Annotated in this window: 20 protein-coding genes; 10 read left to right on the forward strand and 10 right to left on the reverse strand. The window is 70.1% G+C overall.

The window, feature by feature from the left end:
* Window positions 1-50 precede the first annotated feature (50 nt).
* The 4 genes from pip to AB0H36_RS00610 are packed head-to-tail and all read right to left on the reverse strand — an operon-like array spanning window position 51 to window position 2795.
* Window positions 51-998 carry a prolyl aminopeptidase gene (gene pip, locus AB0H36_RS00595; protein ID WP_360514076.1) on the reverse strand — a complete coding sequence of 316 codons (948 nt, stop codon included), beginning with the start codon at window positions 996-998 and terminating at the stop codon, window positions 51-53.
* A 7-nt stretch (window positions 999-1005) separates the two neighbouring features.
* On the reverse strand, window positions 1006-1764 hold the full coding sequence (locus AB0H36_RS00600; RefSeq protein WP_360515105.1) for a UbiA family prenyltransferase: 759 nt from the start codon (window positions 1762-1764) through the stop codon (window positions 1006-1008).
* Complete coding sequence (locus AB0H36_RS00605) at window positions 1665-1913, reverse strand: hypothetical protein (protein WP_360515129.1); 249 nt, start codon at window positions 1911-1913, stop codon at window positions 1665-1667. The genes AB0H36_RS00600 and AB0H36_RS00605 overlap by 100 nt, the downstream gene beginning before the upstream one ends.
* Window positions 1914-1970: 57 nt before the next feature.
* The gene (locus AB0H36_RS00610) at window positions 1971-2795 is read right to left on the reverse strand and encodes a virginiamycin B lyase (protein ID WP_360514079.1); all 825 of its coding nucleotides are present in this window, start codon (window positions 2793-2795) and stop codon (window positions 1971-1973) included.
* 47 nt (window positions 2796-2842) lie between these two features.
* Here AB0H36_RS00610 and AB0H36_RS00615 point away from each other — a divergent pair, with 47 nt between their 5' ends.
* Both AB0H36_RS00615 and AB0H36_RS00620 read left to right on the forward strand, forming a co-directional pair.
* Window positions 2843-3445: a TetR/AcrR family transcriptional regulator gene (locus AB0H36_RS00615; protein WP_360514082.1), complete on the forward strand. Its 603-nt coding sequence runs from the start codon at window positions 2843-2845 to the stop codon at window positions 3443-3445.
* Window positions 3446-3461: 16 nt separating this feature from the next.
* Window positions 3462-4229 carry a glucose 1-dehydrogenase gene (locus tag AB0H36_RS00620; protein ID WP_360514085.1) on the forward strand — a complete coding sequence of 256 codons (768 nt, stop codon included), beginning with the start codon at window positions 3462-3464 and terminating at the stop codon, window positions 4227-4229.
* 12 nt (window positions 4230-4241) lie between these two features.
* Here AB0H36_RS00620 and AB0H36_RS00625 read toward each other — a convergent pair whose 3' ends face one another.
* Window positions 4242-5771, reverse strand: a complete 1530-nt coding sequence (locus AB0H36_RS00625; protein WP_360514088.1) for an LCP family protein — start codon at window positions 5769-5771, stop codon at window positions 4242-4244.
* Between the two features lie 105 nt (window positions 5772-5876).
* On the opposite strand from AB0H36_RS00625, the gene AB0H36_RS00630 reads away from it, so the two are divergent.
* Together AB0H36_RS00630 and AB0H36_RS00635 are read left to right on the forward strand one after the other, a co-directional pair.
* Window positions 5877-6365: an N-acetyltransferase gene (locus AB0H36_RS00630; protein ID WP_360514090.1), complete on the forward strand. Its 489-nt coding sequence runs from the start codon at window positions 5877-5879 to the stop codon at window positions 6363-6365.
* A gap of 72 nt (window positions 6366-6437) precedes the next feature.
* Window positions 6438-7253 (forward strand): DUF3152 domain-containing protein, encoded by an 816-nt coding sequence (locus AB0H36_RS00635; protein WP_360514092.1) that lies wholly within the window; start codon window positions 6438-6440, stop codon window positions 7251-7253.
* Here AB0H36_RS00635 and AB0H36_RS00640 read toward each other — a convergent pair.
* A complete protein-coding gene (locus tag AB0H36_RS00640) occupies window positions 7244-7612 on the reverse strand; it encodes a VOC family protein (RefSeq protein WP_360514095.1) in 369 nt (122 codons plus the stop codon). The two genes, AB0H36_RS00635 and AB0H36_RS00640, sit on opposite strands and share 10 nt — an antisense overlap.
* Window positions 7613-7679: 67 nt before the next feature.
* Window positions 7680-8231 carry a MarR family transcriptional regulator gene (locus tag AB0H36_RS00645; protein WP_360514097.1) on the reverse strand — a complete coding sequence of 184 codons (552 nt, stop codon included), beginning with the start codon at window positions 8229-8231 and terminating at the stop codon, window positions 7680-7682.
* A gap of 156 nt (window positions 8232-8387) precedes the next feature.
* Between AB0H36_RS00645 and AB0H36_RS00650 the strand changes: the two genes are divergently transcribed.
* Together AB0H36_RS00650 and AB0H36_RS00655 are read left to right on the forward strand one after the other, a co-directional pair.
* The gene (locus AB0H36_RS00650) at window positions 8388-9158 is read left to right on the forward strand and encodes an SDR family oxidoreductase (RefSeq protein ID WP_360514100.1); all 771 of its coding nucleotides are present in this window, start codon (window positions 8388-8390) and stop codon (window positions 9156-9158) included.
* Window positions 9159-9354: 196 nt separating this feature from the next.
* Entirely contained in the window at window positions 9355-9585 is a 231-nt protein-coding gene (locus AB0H36_RS00655; RefSeq protein WP_012924486.1) for a hypothetical protein, read from the forward strand.
* Window positions 9586-9817: 232 nt separating this feature from the next.
* On the opposite strand, the gene AB0H36_RS00660 is transcribed toward AB0H36_RS00655, so the two are convergent.
* Together AB0H36_RS00660 and AB0H36_RS00665 are read right to left on the reverse strand one after the other, a co-directional pair.
* Entirely contained in the window at window positions 9818-10180 is a 363-nt protein-coding gene (locus AB0H36_RS00660; protein ID WP_360514103.1) for a VOC family protein, read from the reverse strand.
* A gap of 55 nt (window positions 10181-10235) precedes the next feature.
* Window positions 10236-12890: an alpha/beta fold hydrolase gene (locus AB0H36_RS00665; RefSeq protein ID WP_360514106.1), complete on the reverse strand. Its 2655-nt coding sequence runs from the start codon at window positions 12888-12890 to the stop codon at window positions 10236-10238.
* 58 nt (window positions 12891-12948) lie between these two features.
* Here AB0H36_RS00665 and AB0H36_RS00670 point away from each other — a divergent pair, with 58 nt between their 5' ends.
* From AB0H36_RS00670 to AB0H36_RS00685, 4 genes are all read left to right on the forward strand, one after another.
* Window positions 12949-13581 (forward strand): DUF998 domain-containing protein, encoded by a 633-nt coding sequence (locus AB0H36_RS00670; protein ID WP_360514109.1) that lies wholly within the window; start codon window positions 12949-12951, stop codon window positions 13579-13581.
* Window positions 13578-14027, forward strand: coding sequence for a YdeI/OmpD-associated family protein (locus AB0H36_RS00675; protein WP_360514111.1), 450 nt, complete (start codon window positions 13578-13580; stop codon window positions 14025-14027). The genes AB0H36_RS00670 and AB0H36_RS00675 overlap by 4 nt, the downstream gene beginning before the upstream one ends.
* Window positions 14027-14377, forward strand: a complete 351-nt coding sequence (locus AB0H36_RS00680; protein ID WP_360514114.1) for a hypothetical protein — start codon at window positions 14027-14029, stop codon at window positions 14375-14377. Before AB0H36_RS00675 ends, AB0H36_RS00680 begins: the two co-directional genes overlap by 1 nt.
* 124 nt (window positions 14378-14501) lie before the next feature.
* Window positions 14502-16739 (forward strand): arylsulfatase, encoded by a 2238-nt coding sequence (locus tag AB0H36_RS00685; RefSeq protein WP_360514116.1) that lies wholly within the window; start codon window positions 14502-14504, stop codon window positions 16737-16739.
* Here AB0H36_RS00685 and AB0H36_RS00690 read toward each other — a convergent pair.
* Entirely contained in the window at window positions 16736-17428 is a 693-nt protein-coding gene (locus AB0H36_RS00690; RefSeq protein WP_360514119.1) for a M23 family metallopeptidase, read from the reverse strand. The genes AB0H36_RS00685 and AB0H36_RS00690 overlap by 4 nt on opposite strands.
* Window positions 17429-17547: the final 119 nt, after the last annotated feature.

A 17547-nucleotide genomic window follows, 5' to 3' on the forward strand; every position in this document is an offset into this window, starting at 1 on the left:
TGTAAAGATCAGTGATCAAATCTTTGCCCGAATCAGAGCACCGACCCGGCTCAGCCCGCGAACCGATCCAGCGCCGCCAGCACCAGTTCGTTCGTTCGGCGGCCACCGGCCCCGTGCCCTTCCTGCTCGACCAGGTGCAGCTCGGCATCCGGCCAGGCCTGGGCCATCATCCAGGCGATGTCGGGCGGACCGCTGATGTCGAGCTTCCCGTGGATCAGCACGCCCGGGATGCCGGCCAGCTTGCCCGCCTCGCGCACCAGCACCCCTTCGTCCAGCCACGCGGCGTTGCTCCAGTAGTGCGTGACGAGCCGGGCGAACCGCATTCGGAAGACCGGATCCTCGAACGCGGCGTCCGGCTTCCAGTCCGGGTGCGTCCGGACGTGCGTGTCTTCCCAGTCACACCAGTCCCGCGCCGCCTTCTCCCGGACAGCGGGATCGGGGTCGTGCAGCAGGCGGCTGTACGCCAGCGCCAGGTTCCCGTCCCGCTGGTCCTCCGGCACGCCGTCACGGAAGCGCGCCCACTCCTCGGGGAAGATCCGGCCCATGTCCCGGGTGACCCACTCGACCTCCCGCCGGGTCGTGTTGGTGACGCTGAACAGCACGATCTCCGAGATCGCGTCAGGATGCTGCTCGGCGTACGCGAGCCCGAGCGTTGCGCCGTGTGAGGCGCCCAGCAGCAGCCACTTTCCGATCCCGAGGTGGACCCGGAGTTGCTCGAAGTCCGCGATCAGGTGGGCGGTGGTATTCGTGCTCAGGTCCACGTCCGGCTCGGCGGCGTCCGGCGTACTGCGGCCGCAGTTCCGCTGGTCGACCAGCACCACCTTGTACCTCGACGGGTTGAAGTACCGCCGCCACGAGGAACCCGCGCCGGAGCCTGGGCCGCCATGGATCACCAAGGCCGGCTTGCCGTTCGGGTTGCCGCAGACCTCCCAGTACACGCGGTGGCCGTCGCCGACCTCGAGCAGGCCGTGGTCGTACGGCTCGGTCTCGGGATACATGGTCCGATCAGAGCACGCCGGTGTACGTCAGCGCGAACGTGCCGCAGGGAAAGAGGAACAGCGACGCGAGCACGATGATCCCCCTGAACGACTGCCCCGGCCCGATCAGTCGCCGGTACGCCGCGATCAGCACCGGCACCATCACGACCTCCAGCACGAGCATGCTGCGCGGGATGATCGTGTCCGTCGCGGCCAGCACGACCGACAGCCCGGCCGCCGCGATCCAGGCGCCGTACCCGATCAGGTACGTCGCCCGCGCGCCGAAGCGGACCGCGATCGTCTGGTACCCGGCCGCCCGGTCGGCTTCGAGATCGGCGAGTGTCGTCGGCAGGTACAGACCGACCGCGGCCAACGTGCCCTGCAGGCCCATCAGCCACGGGAAGCCGCTGAGGTCAGGATTGACGGCTGCCCAACCGGCGAGCGGCCCGAACGCGCCGAGCGCCACCGCGTTGACCGCGACGTCGAAGCCCGCCCGGGTCTTCAACCGGACCGGCGGCACGCTGTACGCGTACCCGAGCAAGACAGCGAGCAGGACGCCGAGCGCGAACACGATCCCGACGTGCAGGCTGATCCCGACCGCGGCGACTGCTGCCGCGAACGCCAGTCGCTTCACGGCTCGCAGCGTGATCCGGCCGTCGAGCAGTGGGGACTTGGACTTGCGCGGGTTCAGCCGGTCGCTCGGAGGTCGTACGCATCGTTGATCGCGAGCACCGCGAGCCAGACCAGCGGGCCCATCACGACGGCGCCGACGATCAGCCGCGGCCAGTCCTCGAGCGGCGGGACCAGCCGCCGGGTCGCGAGCAGGATGCCGACGTAGTACGGCACGATCGACACGACCCAGAACGCCGGCCGGCCGACCGCGAGCACGTCCCGGACCCGCGGTGCCGCGGTCCGAACCCCCAGCGTCGTGGTCACACCACCACTCTGCTCCCGCCGGCCCGGACCGGTCCTCCTTCCGGAGAGTGAACCCCCTCACTCTCCCGGTTGAATGTGAGCAACGGAACCCTTCTCGAGCGCCACCCAGACCGATCCGTCCGCGTCCAGGGCCAGCCCGTGCGGCTCGGACCTCTCGCCCAGCGCGACCTCCTCGATCAGGTTGCCCCCGGCATCCAACCGGGCGACCGCGCCCGCACCCCACAAGGTGATCCAGCAGCCGCCGTCGTCGGTCGCGACCACGGCGTGCGGCTTCCACCCGGCCGGCAGCGCGAACTCCTCGACCTTCCCGTCCGGCGTGATCCGGCCGGCCTGGTCCGCGAGGATCTCCACGAACCACACCGCGTCCGCGCCCGCGCTGATCCCGACCGGTCCCGCCGCGTCGGTCGGCAGCGGGTACGTCGTCACGTCGCCGGCCGTGGTCATCCGCCCGATCGCGTTGCCCTGGTTGAGCGTGAACCACAGGTCGTCGGCCGTCGCGGTGATCATCGCCGGAAACGCCCCGGACGTCCCGATCGGGTACGTCGTCACCGCGCCGTCGACCGTGATCCGCCCGACCTGATCCGTGTCCATCAGCGTGAAGCACACCGCGTCATCGGGCCCGGCGCAGATCCCGTACGGCGACCCCGGCACCTCGAACGCGGTCGCCGACGACCCGATCCGCCCGATCCGGTTGTCCCCGCTCCGCGTGAACCACAGCGCGCCATCCGGACCCGGCACGATCACGCTCGGCCGTTCGCCGGCGTCGTACCGCTCACCTGAGAGCCGGGCGACGACACCGGCGTGAACCTGCGTCGTCCACACCTCACCGTCGACGACGGCAACGCCGTACGGGCCGCTGACTTCATGTTCGGTGACCAACAAGGCTGGCTCCTTCACTAATGCGACGGCTGTTGCATTAAGATGCTGCCATGACGACAGGCGAGCGCGCAAGCAGGCCGGGTGGGCGGACGGCGCGGGTGCGCAGTGACGTGCTGGCGGCGGTCGAGGCCGAGTTGGCCGAGCACGGGTACGACGGGTTGACGGTCGATGCGGTCGCGGCCAGGTCCGGCGTCCACCGCACGACGGTGTACCGGCGGTGGAAGACGGTGGCCGGGTTGCTCGTCGACCTGCTGCAGGCCGGGCTCGACGACTCGTGGGAGCCGGCCGACACCGGGACGCTCGAGGGCGACCTGGTCGCGCTCAACCGGGAGGTGCACGAGGCGCTGACCGCTCGCCCGTCGGTGACCCAGGCGGTGATCGCGGCCTCGTTCCGGACGCCGGAAGCCGCCGATGCCCTGACCGCGTTCTGGGTGGACCGGTATCGCCGCAGCGCGGACGTCGTACGGCGGGCCGTTGTACGCGGGGAGGTGGACGAGTCGATCGATCCGCACGAGGTGGTGATGACCGCGACCGCCCCGCTCTATCACCAGCTCGTGCTGCTCCGGCAGCCGTTGTCCGAGGCCGCCGCTGACCGCTACGCGAGAGCAGCCGCCGCATCAGCCCGGTCCGGATTAGGGTCTACTCACGCCTAGGTTTGAGGAGACTGCGTTGACTGGACGTCTGACGAACGAGGTCGTGCTGGTGACCGGGGCCGCGCGCGGGATCGGGCGGGCCGTGGCCGCGAAGGCCGCGGAGGAGGGCGCCGCCGTCGCGCTGGTCGACGTACTGGCCGACCAGCTCACCGCGACGACCGCGGAACTCCAGGAGACCGGCGCCAAGGTCGCGGCCGCGGTCGGCGACATCACCGACGAGACCTCCGTCCGCCAGGCCGTCGAGAAGCTCACCGACGACCTCGGCGCGCCGATCACCGTGCTGGTCAACAACGCCGGCAAGAACGCGTACGCCGACGCCACCAAGATGACTGTCGAGGAGTGGGACGGCGTCTTCAACGTGGACCTGAAGGGCGCCTGGCTCATGGCGCGGCAGGTGCTGCCCTCGATGATCGAGAACCGGCACGGCTCGATCGTCAACATCGCCTCGATCCACTCCAGCCTGACCACGGCCGGAATGTTCCCGTACGCGGCGGCCAAGTCCGGCCTGGTCGGGATGACCCGCAGCCTGGCCCTCGACGTCGCGCCGCACCAGGTCCGGGTGAACGCGGTCAGCCCCGGCTACATCGGCACCGACCTGCTCGAGGAGTTCTTCGACACCATCCCCGGCGAACGCGAGAAGGCGCTCAGCGTGCACCCACTCGGCCGGATCGGGACACCCGAGAACGTCGCCGAGGTGGTCTGCTTCCTGGCCTCGCCGGCCGCTGCCTTCGTCACCGGCGCGAACTGGGCCGTCGACGGCGGCCTCGGCGTCCGCTACGCCTAGGCCCCGGCGAGCTCAGCTGGGGTTGTAGGCGCAGGCCTCGGTGAGGTTGTCGGAGGTGGTCGGCGTCGCGGCCGGCCGGGTGGACGGTTTGGTCGTCGGTTGGGTTGTGGGCCGACGCGTTGTGGTTGTCGCCGGTGCGGTCGGCCGCGGCTTCGGCTGCGGGGTGAGCGCGTTCTGCACGATGGCCCGCATGCCCGCGTAGTTCGGGTTGCGCCCGTTCGGGTAGTTCTTCTTCTTGTCGAGGTCGATGTTGCTGATCCTGGCCGACTTCACCTTCTGGCCGAGGCCGACCAGGTGCGGCACCAGCTTCTCCGGGACGTCGGTGCGGATCAGCTGCTCGCCGGCCTTCGCGATCGACTGGTAGTTGGTGAGGACGTTCTGCGGGGTGGCGCGCTCGACGATCGCCTTGATCGTGCAGCGCTGACGCGCCTGCCGGGCCACGTCCGCGCCCGGCACCTTGTAGCGGCCGCGGGCGAACCACAGCGCGTCCTCGCCGTTCAGATGCCGGTTCGGGCCGGGCTCGAGGTAGCGGTTCGGTGGGATCTGCTTGTCGTCGTTCCCGCCGACCGGGACCGGGTAGTTGATGTTCACCGTGATCCCGCCGAGTGCCTCGACCAGCTGCTCGAACCCGGCCAGGTTGATCTGCACGTAGTAGTGCAGCTTCAGACCGAGCGCCTCGCCGACCGACAGCTTCAGCACGTCGGCGCCCTCGTTGTCCGACGGCCCGAGGATGCCGGGGTGCAGCTCCGGGACCATCCGGTACATCGCGTCCAGGTAGAAGTTCGACTGCTCCTTGGGCCCGTTCGGGTCCCAGAAGCCGGTCGGGTACAGCTTGTGCAGCGGCGAGTCCTTCGGGAACGGCATCCGCATCCAGTTCCGGGTCAGCGAGATCAGCGCGGTGTCCCCGGTCCTGGTGTCGATACTCGCGACCATCACGGTGTCGGTCCGGGTCCCGTCCCGCCCTTCGCCATCATCCGCGCCGAGCAGCAGGATGTTCAGCCGGGGGAGTTGCGCCCACACATCCTTGGTGTTGGTGATGGTCGGCCGGGTCTGGCTCTTCGTCTCGTCGTTCCCGAACACCTTCCGCACCAGGCTGCGCTGCGCCATCAGCGTCTGCGCGCCGAGCGCCGTACTGGACGCCATGGCGAAGCAGACCAGCCCGACCACCACCGCGCCGAACAGCCGCGACACCGGCGCCGCTGTGAGCGGCCGCAGCATCTTGTACGACGTGACGAGTACGACGACCCAGCACAGGGCGGCCGCGGCCAGTCCGCCGACCACCCAGAGCAGCAACTCCGGATCCAGGGCCCACGCGATCACGTCGTCCCGGCGCTTCAGGCCGAGGTAGGCGGCCGCGCCGTACGCCGTGAGGCTGGTCAGCGTCACCACGGTGCCGAGGCGGAATCGACGGGCGGCCAGGTACGCCGTACCGGGAAGAAGCGCGCCGAGGACTGCCAGTGCGAGGGCGCCGACGGAGGTCCGCAGCCGAGGTCTCGGCCGACGGGCACGAGCGGCGCGGCGGGCTCTGGTGCTCGGGGACACGGCGCTCCTGTCGATCGGCGGCAAGACAGTGGACGCGTCCCCGGTTCGCGTCCACTCCGTTCGATTCCCTGACCGGACAAAAAGTTCGGCTGGCAGGATGGTTTGGTGACTGACATTCAGGTACGGCGGGCCAAGCCGGACGACGCGGACGCCCTGGTCCGGCTGCGCGGCCTCATGCTCGAGGCCATGGGCAACGACGTCGGCGGCCCGGACGCCCCGTGGCGCGGGATCGCGCGGGAATGGTTCGCCGGGCAGCTCGCGTCGCCGGAGACCTTCGCCGCGTACGTCGTCGACGACCCGAGCGTCGGCGTGGTCGCGGGCGCGGCGGGCAACGTCTACGTCCACCCGCCGGGCCCGAAGGACATCACCACGCTGCGTGGTCACCTGTACAACGTCAGCACCGAGCCGGACTTCCGGCGGCGCGGGCTCGCCCGGGCCTGCGTGGTCGCGTTGCTGGACTGGTTCCGCGACGAGACCGCCGTCGGCCGGGTCGAGCTGCACGCGACCGATGACGGCATCGACCTGTACCGGGCGCTGGGCTTCGTCGAGGCGAACTATCCGACGATGCGCTTCGGGGTCGGGGCTGTGGGCTGAGAAGGGATTCTGGGCACCCGGGCAAGAACGAGTGAGAATGCGCTCAGAGGGGCGCTGTGAGGAGCTCACCAGATGCGCCGTCGGAGTGTTGCCAGGATGACCGGGTTGGCGATCGCGGTCGTGGTCGCGGCCGGAGCGCTGTACCAGCTACCCGCCAGCCCGTTGGCCAGGCACGGCTACCCGGCCCGCCCGGTCGCGGAAACCTCGGAGCAGGCGCAGAGCGTGCAGCAACCCGTCAGGCCGGTCGACCCCGGCGAGCGCTCCACCCCGTCCCCCGCGCGGCCGCTGCCACAGATCACCTACCCGGCGCGAGGGTCCGTGTCGTACGCCGTCCTGCCCGCGAACCCGGCGGTCATCGGCCGCGGCGGTCGGCTGCTCACCTTCCAGATCGCGATCGAGGGCGGCATCAAGGGCGTCGACCGGACCGCGCTGGCGCAGTTCGTCCGGGCGACGTACGGCGCTCCGCAGGGCTGGGCGTCGCACGGGCTCTGGCGGTTCCGGCAGGTCGGTCCGGGCGAGAACCCGGACTTCACGCTGATGCTGGTGACGCCCGCGACGCGCGACACGATCTGCGGTGGCGGGTACGACCGCTACACCAGTTGCCGGATCGGCGACCGGGTCGTGCTCAACGTCGCGCGCTGGGTGCACGGTGTGCCGAACTCCGGCGCATCGCTCGCGGCGTACCGGCAGTACATGATCAACCACGAGACCGGGCACCGGCTCGGCCGCGGCCACGAGCTGTGCCCGGGACCCGGCCAGCCGGCGCCGGTGATGCAGCAACAAACACTGGGCATGCACGGCTGCACGCCGTACTCCTGGCCCTACTTCAACGGCGCCCGCTACAAGGGCCGCCTGGGCCAGTACGACGACCCGATTCCTCACTCCTGAATGATCGCCAGCGTGTTGCCCGCGGGGTCCTTGAACCAGGCGATCGCCGGACCCCGCGGGTCACGAAGGATCCCGAGCTCGTCGTGGTCGTCGCTGTACCGCTCGAAGGTCACTCCCGAGCCGGCCAGCTCCCGTACGGTCTTCTCGATGTCGTCGACCGGGAAGTTCAGCACGGTGTGCTCGGCCGGGACGTGGTTGTCCTTCGGGTAGACCATCACCGGGTTGCCGCCGGCGACGTTGAGCCGGAGCAACCTGTTCTCCTCGGCGACATCCAGTCCGAGCTTGCCGCCGTAGAACTCCTTGGCGGCCGGGATGTCGTTGACCGAGAAACTACTGAACGCCTTCGTGTCCTTGAACATGACATACCTCCCTGAGATCAGGTTTACGTCAGGTACGTCGTTGCGGACAGCGGCTGCTCGACATGAGTCAGTTGTGGATGGCCACCTGGGGGACGGCTGCGGTGACGGCGGCGGACTCGAGGCCGTCGGCGACGGTGTGCAGCAGCCGGATCAGGTGGCCGGCGTCGGACGGGCCGAGGATGCCGGTCACGACGTCGAGCACCCGGACGGTGAGCGCGTCCAGCTGGGAGAGCCGGGCCTGGCCGAGTGACGTGACGGTCAGCCGCGGATCCGTCCGGACCATGCCGAGCGCCTCGAGCTCGGCGATCGCGAGCTCCGCCTCGCCGGGCGTCGTACCGACCTGGTCGGCGACCTCGTCGGCGTTGCGCCGGCCGTTCGCGATCGCGCTCAGCACCAGCGCCGCGGGCATCTTCAGGCCGACCGCGTCCTGCAGGCCGAGGACGAGGGGATGCGCGTGGCCGCGGACGCGCTCGACCGCGTCGAGCAGCCGCAGCGCGTCGCCGACGTCGCCGATCAGCTGCTCGGTCTGTACGGCCGCGAGGCCGGTGGGTTGGATCCGATCGGGTGCTTGCACGACCCCGTCGGCCCGTCGCTCGGGGACCGCCAGGGCCAAACTCACAGGTCGAGGCTGCGTTCCAGCGTCTTCGATGGTCACGAAATCCAGCGTACGGACTCCTTCCGACAGCCCGGCGTGTCGTTCCTGAGGAAATCCTGTGAATTCATAATCAAACACGCCCTCGACCGGTTGCGCCCGCGATCGTCTACGCTCCGGGACATGCGGCTGACCGGGAAACGTGCGCTGGTGATCGGTGGCGGTGGAGCGGGAATCGGCCGCGCCGTCGGCAACGCCTTCGGGGACGAAGGCGCGGCAATAGTTGTCGTGGACATCGATCCCGCCCGCGCCGCGGAGGCCGCGGCCGAGCTCCGTCAACGCGGCGCGACGGCCTACCCGTTCGCAGGTGACGTCCGTTCCCTGCAGGACGTCGAGGCCATGGTCGCCGCTGCAGTGGAGCACCTGGGCGGCCTCGACATCCTGGTCACGGTGGTCGGCGGCCAGGTGGCCTTCGTTCCCGCGGTCAAGCTGCACGAGATGACCGACGATGACTGGGACACCATCTACGAGGTCAATCTCCGCTATGTCATGCGGGCCGTCCGCGCGGCCGTGCGGGTCTTCCTCGGCCAAGGTGGCGGCGGTTCGATCGTCAGCATCGGATCGGTCACAGGGATCATGGCCGCTCCCGAGCAGGCGGCGTATGGCGTGATGAAGGCGGGCCTGCTCAGTCTGGCCCGGACGGTGTCGGCGGAGTACGCCCGCGACGGCATCCGGATGAACGTCGCGGCCGGCGGCGCGATCGCGACCGCGGTGGCGAACACCGCACCCGACGCGGGCGGGGAGTGGGTCGACGAGATCCCGGCCGGCCGGCTCGGCCGGTCCGAGGAGATCGCCGAAGCCGTCGTCTACCTCGCCTCGGACGCGTCGGCGTACGTCACCGGTCAGCAGCTCGTGCTCGACGGCGGGGTCTCGACCCGCGGCCCGTTCGGCTGATTGCGGTAATCGAACACAGGCTCGAAGAATTCGGGCCTGGGCGGTCTCGAAAAAGTTCCCGGAATCGCGATCGGGGCGTGACTTCGGGTCCGCGTCCTCCGTTGGATCTGACGTGACGGTGAACACACGGCGCACCGCCATCGCGCTCGCTCCGCGTCCCAGGCCGGCCACCTTCGAGTTACAGCCAGGAGGACCAGTGACAACCGCCACCGCCACCCAGACGTCTGAACGCCGACGCGTCCGAGTCTGGTTCGGTGAGCACGTGATCGCCGACTACAACGCCGAGCCGGCGTTGGCCGAGCGGTACGCACACGCCATGAGCCGCCGCTTCGCCGGTCTTCGGGTCACCAACGACCCGATGCCGGCCGTCGACCGGCTCCCCGACCCCCTGCCCGGCGAGCGCATGTGGGATGTAGCACCCCGCTGAGAAGCACTCGGCACCTTTTCGCGTTCCGTATCTCACCAGACAACCCACCCGGTAACGCGGCCCGGTCGAGAACCTCACCTCGATCACCAAAGGTGTCGACGGCGGCAGGCGGGCGTTGGCGCTCTGCCCCCCGCTTGCCGCCCTTTCTCCCCTGAATGCGCCTGATTGCACGACCAGCAGAAGAGACCCCGTCCGCACCGGTTCCCAAGGCCGGCGCGGACGTTCTCTGTGCTCAGAGCCCGGCGAAGTACTCCGGCTTCATCTGGATCAGCTGGACGTAGTTGCCGTCCGGGTCGACCAGGGTGGCGAACCACCCGACACCGCGGTCCTCCGGGTGCACCAGCCACTCGACGTCGAGGCTGCGCAGGTGCGCGGCCGCGGCCTCGATGTCGTCGACGGCGAAGTTCACGATGCACCGGCCGGGTTCGGCGGTCTTGGCGGCGACGTCGTCGCGGTGTTCGATGACCAGGCCGAAGCCACCGAGGTTCAGGTTGCCGTAGCCGTCCACCTCGGCGTGGAAGCCGTCGCGGTACCACGTCTTCAACCGCTCCGGGTCGGCGCTGCCGAGCAACATGCTGTTCAGAACGGGCTGCATCACTGTCCTCTCTGCGAGAGCTGCCGATCAGCTCCCCACATCGAGTACGTCGGAACTACCCGAGCCGCCTCGACATGGTCCGGGCGACGAAGTCCTCGACGATCGGGCCGAGTACGTCCGGCTCGACGTCGTGCGGGTGCCCGTCCATGGTCAGTCGCCGCCCGTCGGGGAGCAGGTCGGCCACGACCTGCGCGGTGTTCCGGCGCCAGTCCCGACTCTCGCCGCCGTCGATCACCAGCGTGGGCACGGTGATCGCGGTCGCCCAGTGGTCCGGGATGCTGAAGTCGCCCATCACCAGGACCTCGTACGCCAGCGTCGGAGCCAGGGCCTCCAGTTCCTTCCACAGTGGGGCGGACCGCATCGGCGCGAGCACTTCGGCCGGCATCTCAACGGCCTGGACCAGGAACAGCTCGGTCGCGTCGCCGTACCGGTCCTGCTCGACCAGCTCCTGCAGCCGGCCCGCGAAGTCCGGGGCGAGCCGCGGCCGGGTGTCGTCGATGATGAACGGCGGCTCGATCAGGAGCAGCCCGAGGATCGGGACGCCGTACACCGCTGCCTCGGCCGCGAGCACCGCGCCGGACGAGACCCCGAGCGCGTACGCCGAACCACCGGCCGCGTCGACGACCGCGGCCAGATCCTCGAACTCCCGCTCGACCGCCCACGGCAGCACCTCGCCGCTGTCGCCTCGGCCGCGCCGGTCGTAGGTCACCACGGTGAACCGGTCGGCCAGCCGTTTGGCGAGTGGGACGAAGGTCCGCCGGTCGTTCAGCGCGCCGCCGACGAGGACGAGCGCCGTCTCGCCGGCGCCGTACGTCTCGAGCGCGATCGGGGTCCCGTCGGCCGAGGTCACGGTCGTTGTCCGAGGCAACATCGCGGCCGGGGTGGCGGCCGGCTGCGGGGCGTCGCCGTACAGGCCGCCGAGGTACTCGAACAGCTCGCTGTGCCCGTAGAGCCGGGGCTCGGTGTGCCGGGCCAGCCCTTCGAAGTACCGCTCGTAGCGGAGCCGCGTGGTCTCGAGCTCCCCGGCTGCCTCCAGTCTTTGCAGGCAGAACGCACGGACCGTCTCCAGCAGCCGATACCGCGACCCGGACGTCCCATCCACGCGTACGACGAGCGAGCGGTCAACCAACCGGCTCAGCAGCTCGGCGACATCAGCGACCGGTACGTCGTCGCCCGCGCACACCGCCGCGGCCGCGGCCAGCGTGCACCCGCCAGGATGCGGCGCGAGCCGGCGCAACACGGCACGCTCCGATTCGCCGAGCAGATCCCAGCTCCACTCGACCATCGCCGACAGCGTCTGCTGCCGATCGGGCAGACCACGCTGGCGGTAGCGGTCATCGAACCGGTCGACCAGGTCGCGCACATCCATCGCCGCCACCCGGCTCGCGGCCAGCTCGAGCGCGAGCGGAAGCCCGTCGAGCCGACGGCACAACGCAACCACGGCTGCGGTGTTGTCGGCCGTCAGGGTGAAGCGCGGATCGGCCGCCGTGGCACGCGCAACGAAGAGCTGGACGGCCGGGCTCGCGGCCGCGTCTGCATCAGCGGAGGGAAGATCCAGCGGCGGCACCGGCCAACGGTGCTCACCCGCGACAGCAAGCGGCTCCCGGCTGGTCGCGAGTATCCGCAGCTGGGGCGTCTCACGCAGCAGCCGCGCAACCACGTCCGCGGCGGCATCGATCACGTGCTCGCAGTTGTCGAGGACAACCAACCCGGTCGTTGCCTCGATCAACGCCGACACGTCATCGGCCGTTGGCCCAGCGTCGAGTGCCGCGAGCTCGACCAACCAGGCTTCGTCTCCGCTTCGGCGGGCTGCCGCGAGTGCGAGGCTCGTCTTGCCGACGCCACCCGCGCCAGTCAGCGTCACCAGCCGCGCCGAGGCGAGACGCTCCACGACCTCGTCCACAGCCGCATCACGGCCGATCAGCTCGACCTCGGCCGGCAGGTTGGTCTTCAGCGGCGCCCGGACAGTCGGGGCCTCGGTGAGGATCTCCTGATGCAGTGCGACCAGCTCCGGACCGGGATCCAGCCCGAGCTCATCGGCCAGCCGACTCCGCAGATCGCCGTAGCTCTCCAACGCCTCGGCTTGTCGACCCGACTGATGCAAAGCCTTCATCTGTACGGCGCGCAGCCGCTGACGCAAAGGGTTCCGCGCCACGAGCTCGGCCAGCTCGGCGACGAGTTCGTCGTACTCACCGAGCACCAACCGGGCTTCGGCGTACGCCTCCTGAACGGCCAGCCGCTCCTCGTCGAGCCGGTCGATCGTTGCCCGGGCAAACGCGTCCTGAGCGACATCGGCGTACGCCGGACCGCGCCACAGCGTCAGCGCATCAGCCAGGGTGGCGGCGCGCATCCGGGCGCTGCCGGTCTGCCGGGCCCGAGCCGCCAGCGCGCGGAACCGGCCGGAGTCCACAGCCTCGGCGGCGACGGCGATGAGGTACCCGGCGGGCGTCGTCTGCACCAGGTCGCGCGCCCCGGGCTCGGCGTCGTCCAGGGCCTTGCGGAGCTGGGAGACCCGAGTCTGGAGCGTCGCGGTCGGATTCGCCGGCAGCTCGTCGCCCCACAGATCGTCGATGATCGCCGCCGCCGCGACCGGCCGCCCCGCATGCAGCAGCAGGTCAGCCAGCAGGCCCCGCACCTTCCGGTCCGGGATCCGCACCGCCTGGCCGTCATCGGTCCAGGCCGTCACCGGCCCGAGCACGCCAAATCGCATGCGCCTCAGCCTAGGACTCCCGAAGGTTTTCTAAAGGCCTTCGATCGAGGCTGAAGCCATGAAACGACCTCTCCTGCTGGCCGGGGCACTCGCCGGCCCTCTGTACGTCGGGATCGGCACCGTCGAGGCGATCGTCCGCGACGGGTTCGACATCCGCAAACACTCGCTGAGCCTGCTCGCCAACGGGACCGGCGGCTGGATCCACTCGGTGATGATGGTCGGCACCGGGCTGCTGACCGTGATCGGCGCGATCGGGCTGGCCAGGTCGTTCGCGCCCGGCGAGCGGTCGCGCTGGGGCGTCGGCGGCCTGATCGTGTACGGCGCCGGCGTTGCCGCGGCCGGGCTCATGCGGGCCGATCCGGCGCTCGGGTTCCCGCCGGGGACACCGGACGCGATGCCGGAGACGGTGAGCTGGCACGGGGTGGGGCACGTCATCGCCGGGATGATCGGGTTCATCGGGCTGATCGTCGCGTGCTTCGTGCTCAGCCGCTGGTTCGGGCGGCACCGCTCGGCCGGCTGGGCGCGGTTCTCGCTGATCACCGGCATCGTCTACTTCCTCGGCCTGGCCGGTCTCGGCGCCGGGGCCGGCACGGCGGCCGTCAACCTCGGGTTCACCGTCGCTGTCATTCTGGGCTGGACCTGGATCACCTTGCTGATGCTGCGCGCCCGCGCAGAGGGGAGTCTGCGATGAAGTTCACGGCCGAGCTCGAGGGCACTGGGAAGACCACGGCCGGGTTCGAGGTGCCCGCCGAGATCGTCGAGGCGCTCGGCGGTGGTGCGCACCCGAAGGTCAGCGTGACCGTCAACGGCTTCACGTTCCGCACCTCGATCGCCCGGATGGGCGGACGGTACCTGCTGGGCGTCAGCAGCGAACGCCGTACCGAGGCCGGGGTCGCGGCCGGGGACGTACTCGATGTCGACGTCGTACTCGACACGGCTCCGCGCGAGGTCGACGTACCCGAGGAGTTCGCCGCGGCACTGGCCGGGGACGCGAAGGCGCAGGAGTTCTGGCAGACGCTGAGCTACAGCAAGCAGCAGTGGCACGTCCTGCAGGTGACCGGCGCCAAGACCGAGGAGACCAAGGCCCGGCGGATCGAGAAGTCGATCGGCATGCTGCGCGAGGGCCGGGCCCGCTGATGCGCTTCATCGCCTTGCTGCGTACGTCGGAGTCGCACGGCTTCCCGCCACCGGCCCTGCACGAAGGCATCGCGGCGCTGAGCGCGGAGGCGGCGCGCAGCGGAGTCCTCGTGGACACCGCCGGCCTGCTCCCGGTCGCCACCGCGACGAGGGTCGCCGTCTCGGCCGGCCGGCTCACCGTCTCCGACGGTCCCTTCGACGACCCGGCCCCGCTCGGCGCCTACGCGCTGTACGACGTGCCGACCCGGGCGGACGCGATCCACTGGACCGAGCGGTTCATGGACCTGCACCGCCGCACCTGGCCGGGCTGGGAAGGCGAGTCGGAGATCCGCCAGATCGTTGGGCCGTGACACCCCCGCCGATACCCTCGCCGACACCCGGCACCACTTGACACCGGCATCCGCCGGGGAAATCCTGGGCAACGACTCAGTGCACTGGTCCGACCAGTGCACTTCGGGCGAGCACAGGAGGGTCATGGACGAGGGCCGGCAGTTCGCGGGGCGGATCGGACTGACCCACCTGGACTCGGTGCCGCACTGGGCGTCCGTCCCGACGCCGGGAGCCTCGGCGCCGAACGTGGTCTACGTCGTCCTCGACGACGTCGGGTTCGCGGACCTGGGCTGCTTCGGGTCCGAGATCGACACCCCGACGATCGACGGCCTCGCCGCCGGCGGGCTGCGGTACGTGAACTTCCACGCGACACCGCTGTGCTCGCCGACCCGGGCGTCGCTGCTCACCGGGCGGAACCACCACTCGGTCGGCATGCGCCTGCTGTCCAACCTCGACACCGGCTACCCGAACGGGCGCGGACACGTCACGAAGGCGGCCGCGACCCTGGCCGAGATGCTGGTCGACGCCGGCTACAACACGATGTGCGTCGGCAAGTGGCACCTTGCGCCGACCGAGCACACGACCGCGTCCGGTCCGTACGACCAGTGGCCGCTGGGTCGCGGCTTCGAGCGGTACTACGGCTTCCTCGAGGCCGAGACCGACTGCTTCTACCCCGAGCTCTACGCGGACAACCACGCGATCGGGGCGCCGGCCCGGCCGGAGGACGGCTACCACCTGACCACCGACCTGGTCGACCAGGCGATCTCGTTCGTGCGGGCGCAGATCTCGACGACGCCGGACAAGCCGTTCTTCCTGCATCTCGCGTTCGCCGCCGCGCATGCACCGCACCAGGCTCCGCAGGAGTACCTCGACAAGTACCGCGGCCGGTACGACCAGGGCTGGGACGTGATCCGGGACCGGCGGATCGCCCGGCAGAAGGAGCTCGGCGTCATCCCGGCCGACACCCAACTGTCGCCGCGCAACGACGGGGTCGAGCCGTGGGCGGACCTCACCGACGACGAGCGTCGCCTGTTCGCTCGCCTGCAGGAGGCGTACGCCGCCATGCTCGACCACACCGATGCCGAGCTGCGCCGGTTCGTCGACGCGCTGGCGGCACTGGGACGGCTGGACAACACGCTGATCGTGGTGATGTCCGACAACGGCGCGAGCCAGGAGGGCGGCAAGCGCGGCTCGCTCAACCCGGCCGCGTTCCAGAACGGGATCGAGCCCGACTTCGCCTGGAACCTCGAGCACCTCGACGAGATCGGCGGACCCCGCGGCCACTCGAACTACCCGTGGGGCTGGGCGCAGGCGGGGAACACGCCGTTCCGGCGCTACAAGCAGAACACGCACGAGGGCGGCGTACGCGTGCCGCTGGTCGTGCGGTGCCCGGGCCGGATCGCCGACTCCGGCGCGATCCGGACCCAGTTCCACCACGTCATCGACATCACGCCGACCGTGCTCGACCTCGTCGGCGTCGAGGCGCCCGCGACGTACCGAGGGGTGCGGCAGTTGCCGCTGCATGGCACGCCGCTGAGCTACACGTTCGACGACGCCGATGCGCCGACGACGCATCGCACGCAGTACTTCGAGATGTTCGGCCACCGCGCGATCTGGCACGACGGTTGGAAGGCCGTCGCGTTTCACCAGCGGGGGACGGACTACGCCGAGGACCGCTGGGAGCTGTACGACACCACGACCGACTGGTCGGAGTGTGACGACGTCGCTTCCCGGTATCCGGAGAAGCTGGCGGAGCTGCAGCAGCGGTTCTGGGCAGAGGCCGGCAAGTACGACGTGTTGCCCCTCGACGACCGCGGTTTCGCCGTACGAGCCAAGGTGGCCAGGCCGGGATCGATCCGGGCCCGACGCAACTTTGTCTACTACCGCGGGATGCCGCACCTGCCGGCAGCCGCATGCCCGCCGACGATGAACCGCTCACACCGGATGACCGCCTTCGTCGACCGCGCCACATCAGACGGCGACGGCGTACTGGTGGCGCTCGGCGGTGTGGCCACCGGCTTCTCCTTGTTCGTCAAGGACGGCCGGCTGGTGTTCGACCACAACTATCTCGGCAAGCACACCCTCTTCCGGTCCGATGCGCCGATCCCTGTGGGTACGACGGAACTCGCGGTGGACGTGGAGAAGACCGGCGACTGCACCGCCTCCGTGCGCCTCCTGGTCGACGCCAAAGAAGTTGCCTCCGGCAAACTCGACGCAGTGCTCCCGAACTTCCACGGCTGGGAAGGCCTCGACATCGGCCACGACGGCGCCTCCCCGGCGTCGACCGAGTACACCGGCACGTTCCCGTACCAAGGCCACCTGGACCGCGTCGAGATCACCCTCCCCGACGACGACGTACCACTCTTCGAAGCCGTCGACTAGCAGTACGAGCGGCAGCCGCGGTCGGTGCCGTAGGCCCGGCGGGCCTTGGCCACTGCAGCGACGGGAGACAGTTGGCGGCCTTCGCGCCAGGCGTTCAGGTAGGCCTGGGGTGGTACCGCGCCGCGGCGGATCCACCAGCGGCCGGGTGGGGTCGGCCAGCTGATTCCGAAGTGCAGGTGGGACGGCGTGACCCGGGCGCTGCCGGTGTTGCCGATCGAGCCGAGCAACTGGCCGGCTTGCACGCGCAATCCTGGCTTGATACCGGCACCGATGGCCGACAGGTGTGAACCGTAGTACCGGACGCCGTCGACGCCCACCACGGACACTGACAGCCCACCGCGATCCCTGCCGACGTTGGTGTCCGGGTCCCAGTGGTCGACTGCGGTCACCTCGTCCACCTTCCCGTCCACCGGAGCGACGAACTTGCAGCCGGTCTTCGCGAAGATGTCGGACGCCGGGTAGTCGTGGTGACTCTGTGACGCAGAAGCTTCACAGCCGCGGATGGGGAACACGTACCTTGCCACGGGCAAGGGGGACGGCGACCGGCTCGGGGTCTGCGCCGACGGTCTGCTCGCCCGGACGGCCGGTGCGTCCGACTGGGAGTCGCTGCACGCGGGCAGCGCGAGCAGACCACCGACCGTGACCGCGGTGGTCGCGGCCCGTCGGACCGTCGTCCAGCGAGTTCTCATCCTGGGACATTGAAGTGGTCCGGCGGCGGGTTGTCCATCCGGAGGCGTTCACCGGGACAACATCTGGTGGTCATGGGAAAGGGCGATGATCGCGCGGGATTCCGCCATCCGAGAGGACG

The organism is Kribbella sp. NPDC050820, assembly GCF_040653975.1.
In the GTDB taxonomy this organism is placed as follows: Bacteria; Actinomycetota; Actinomycetes; order Propionibacteriales; family Kribbellaceae; genus Kribbella.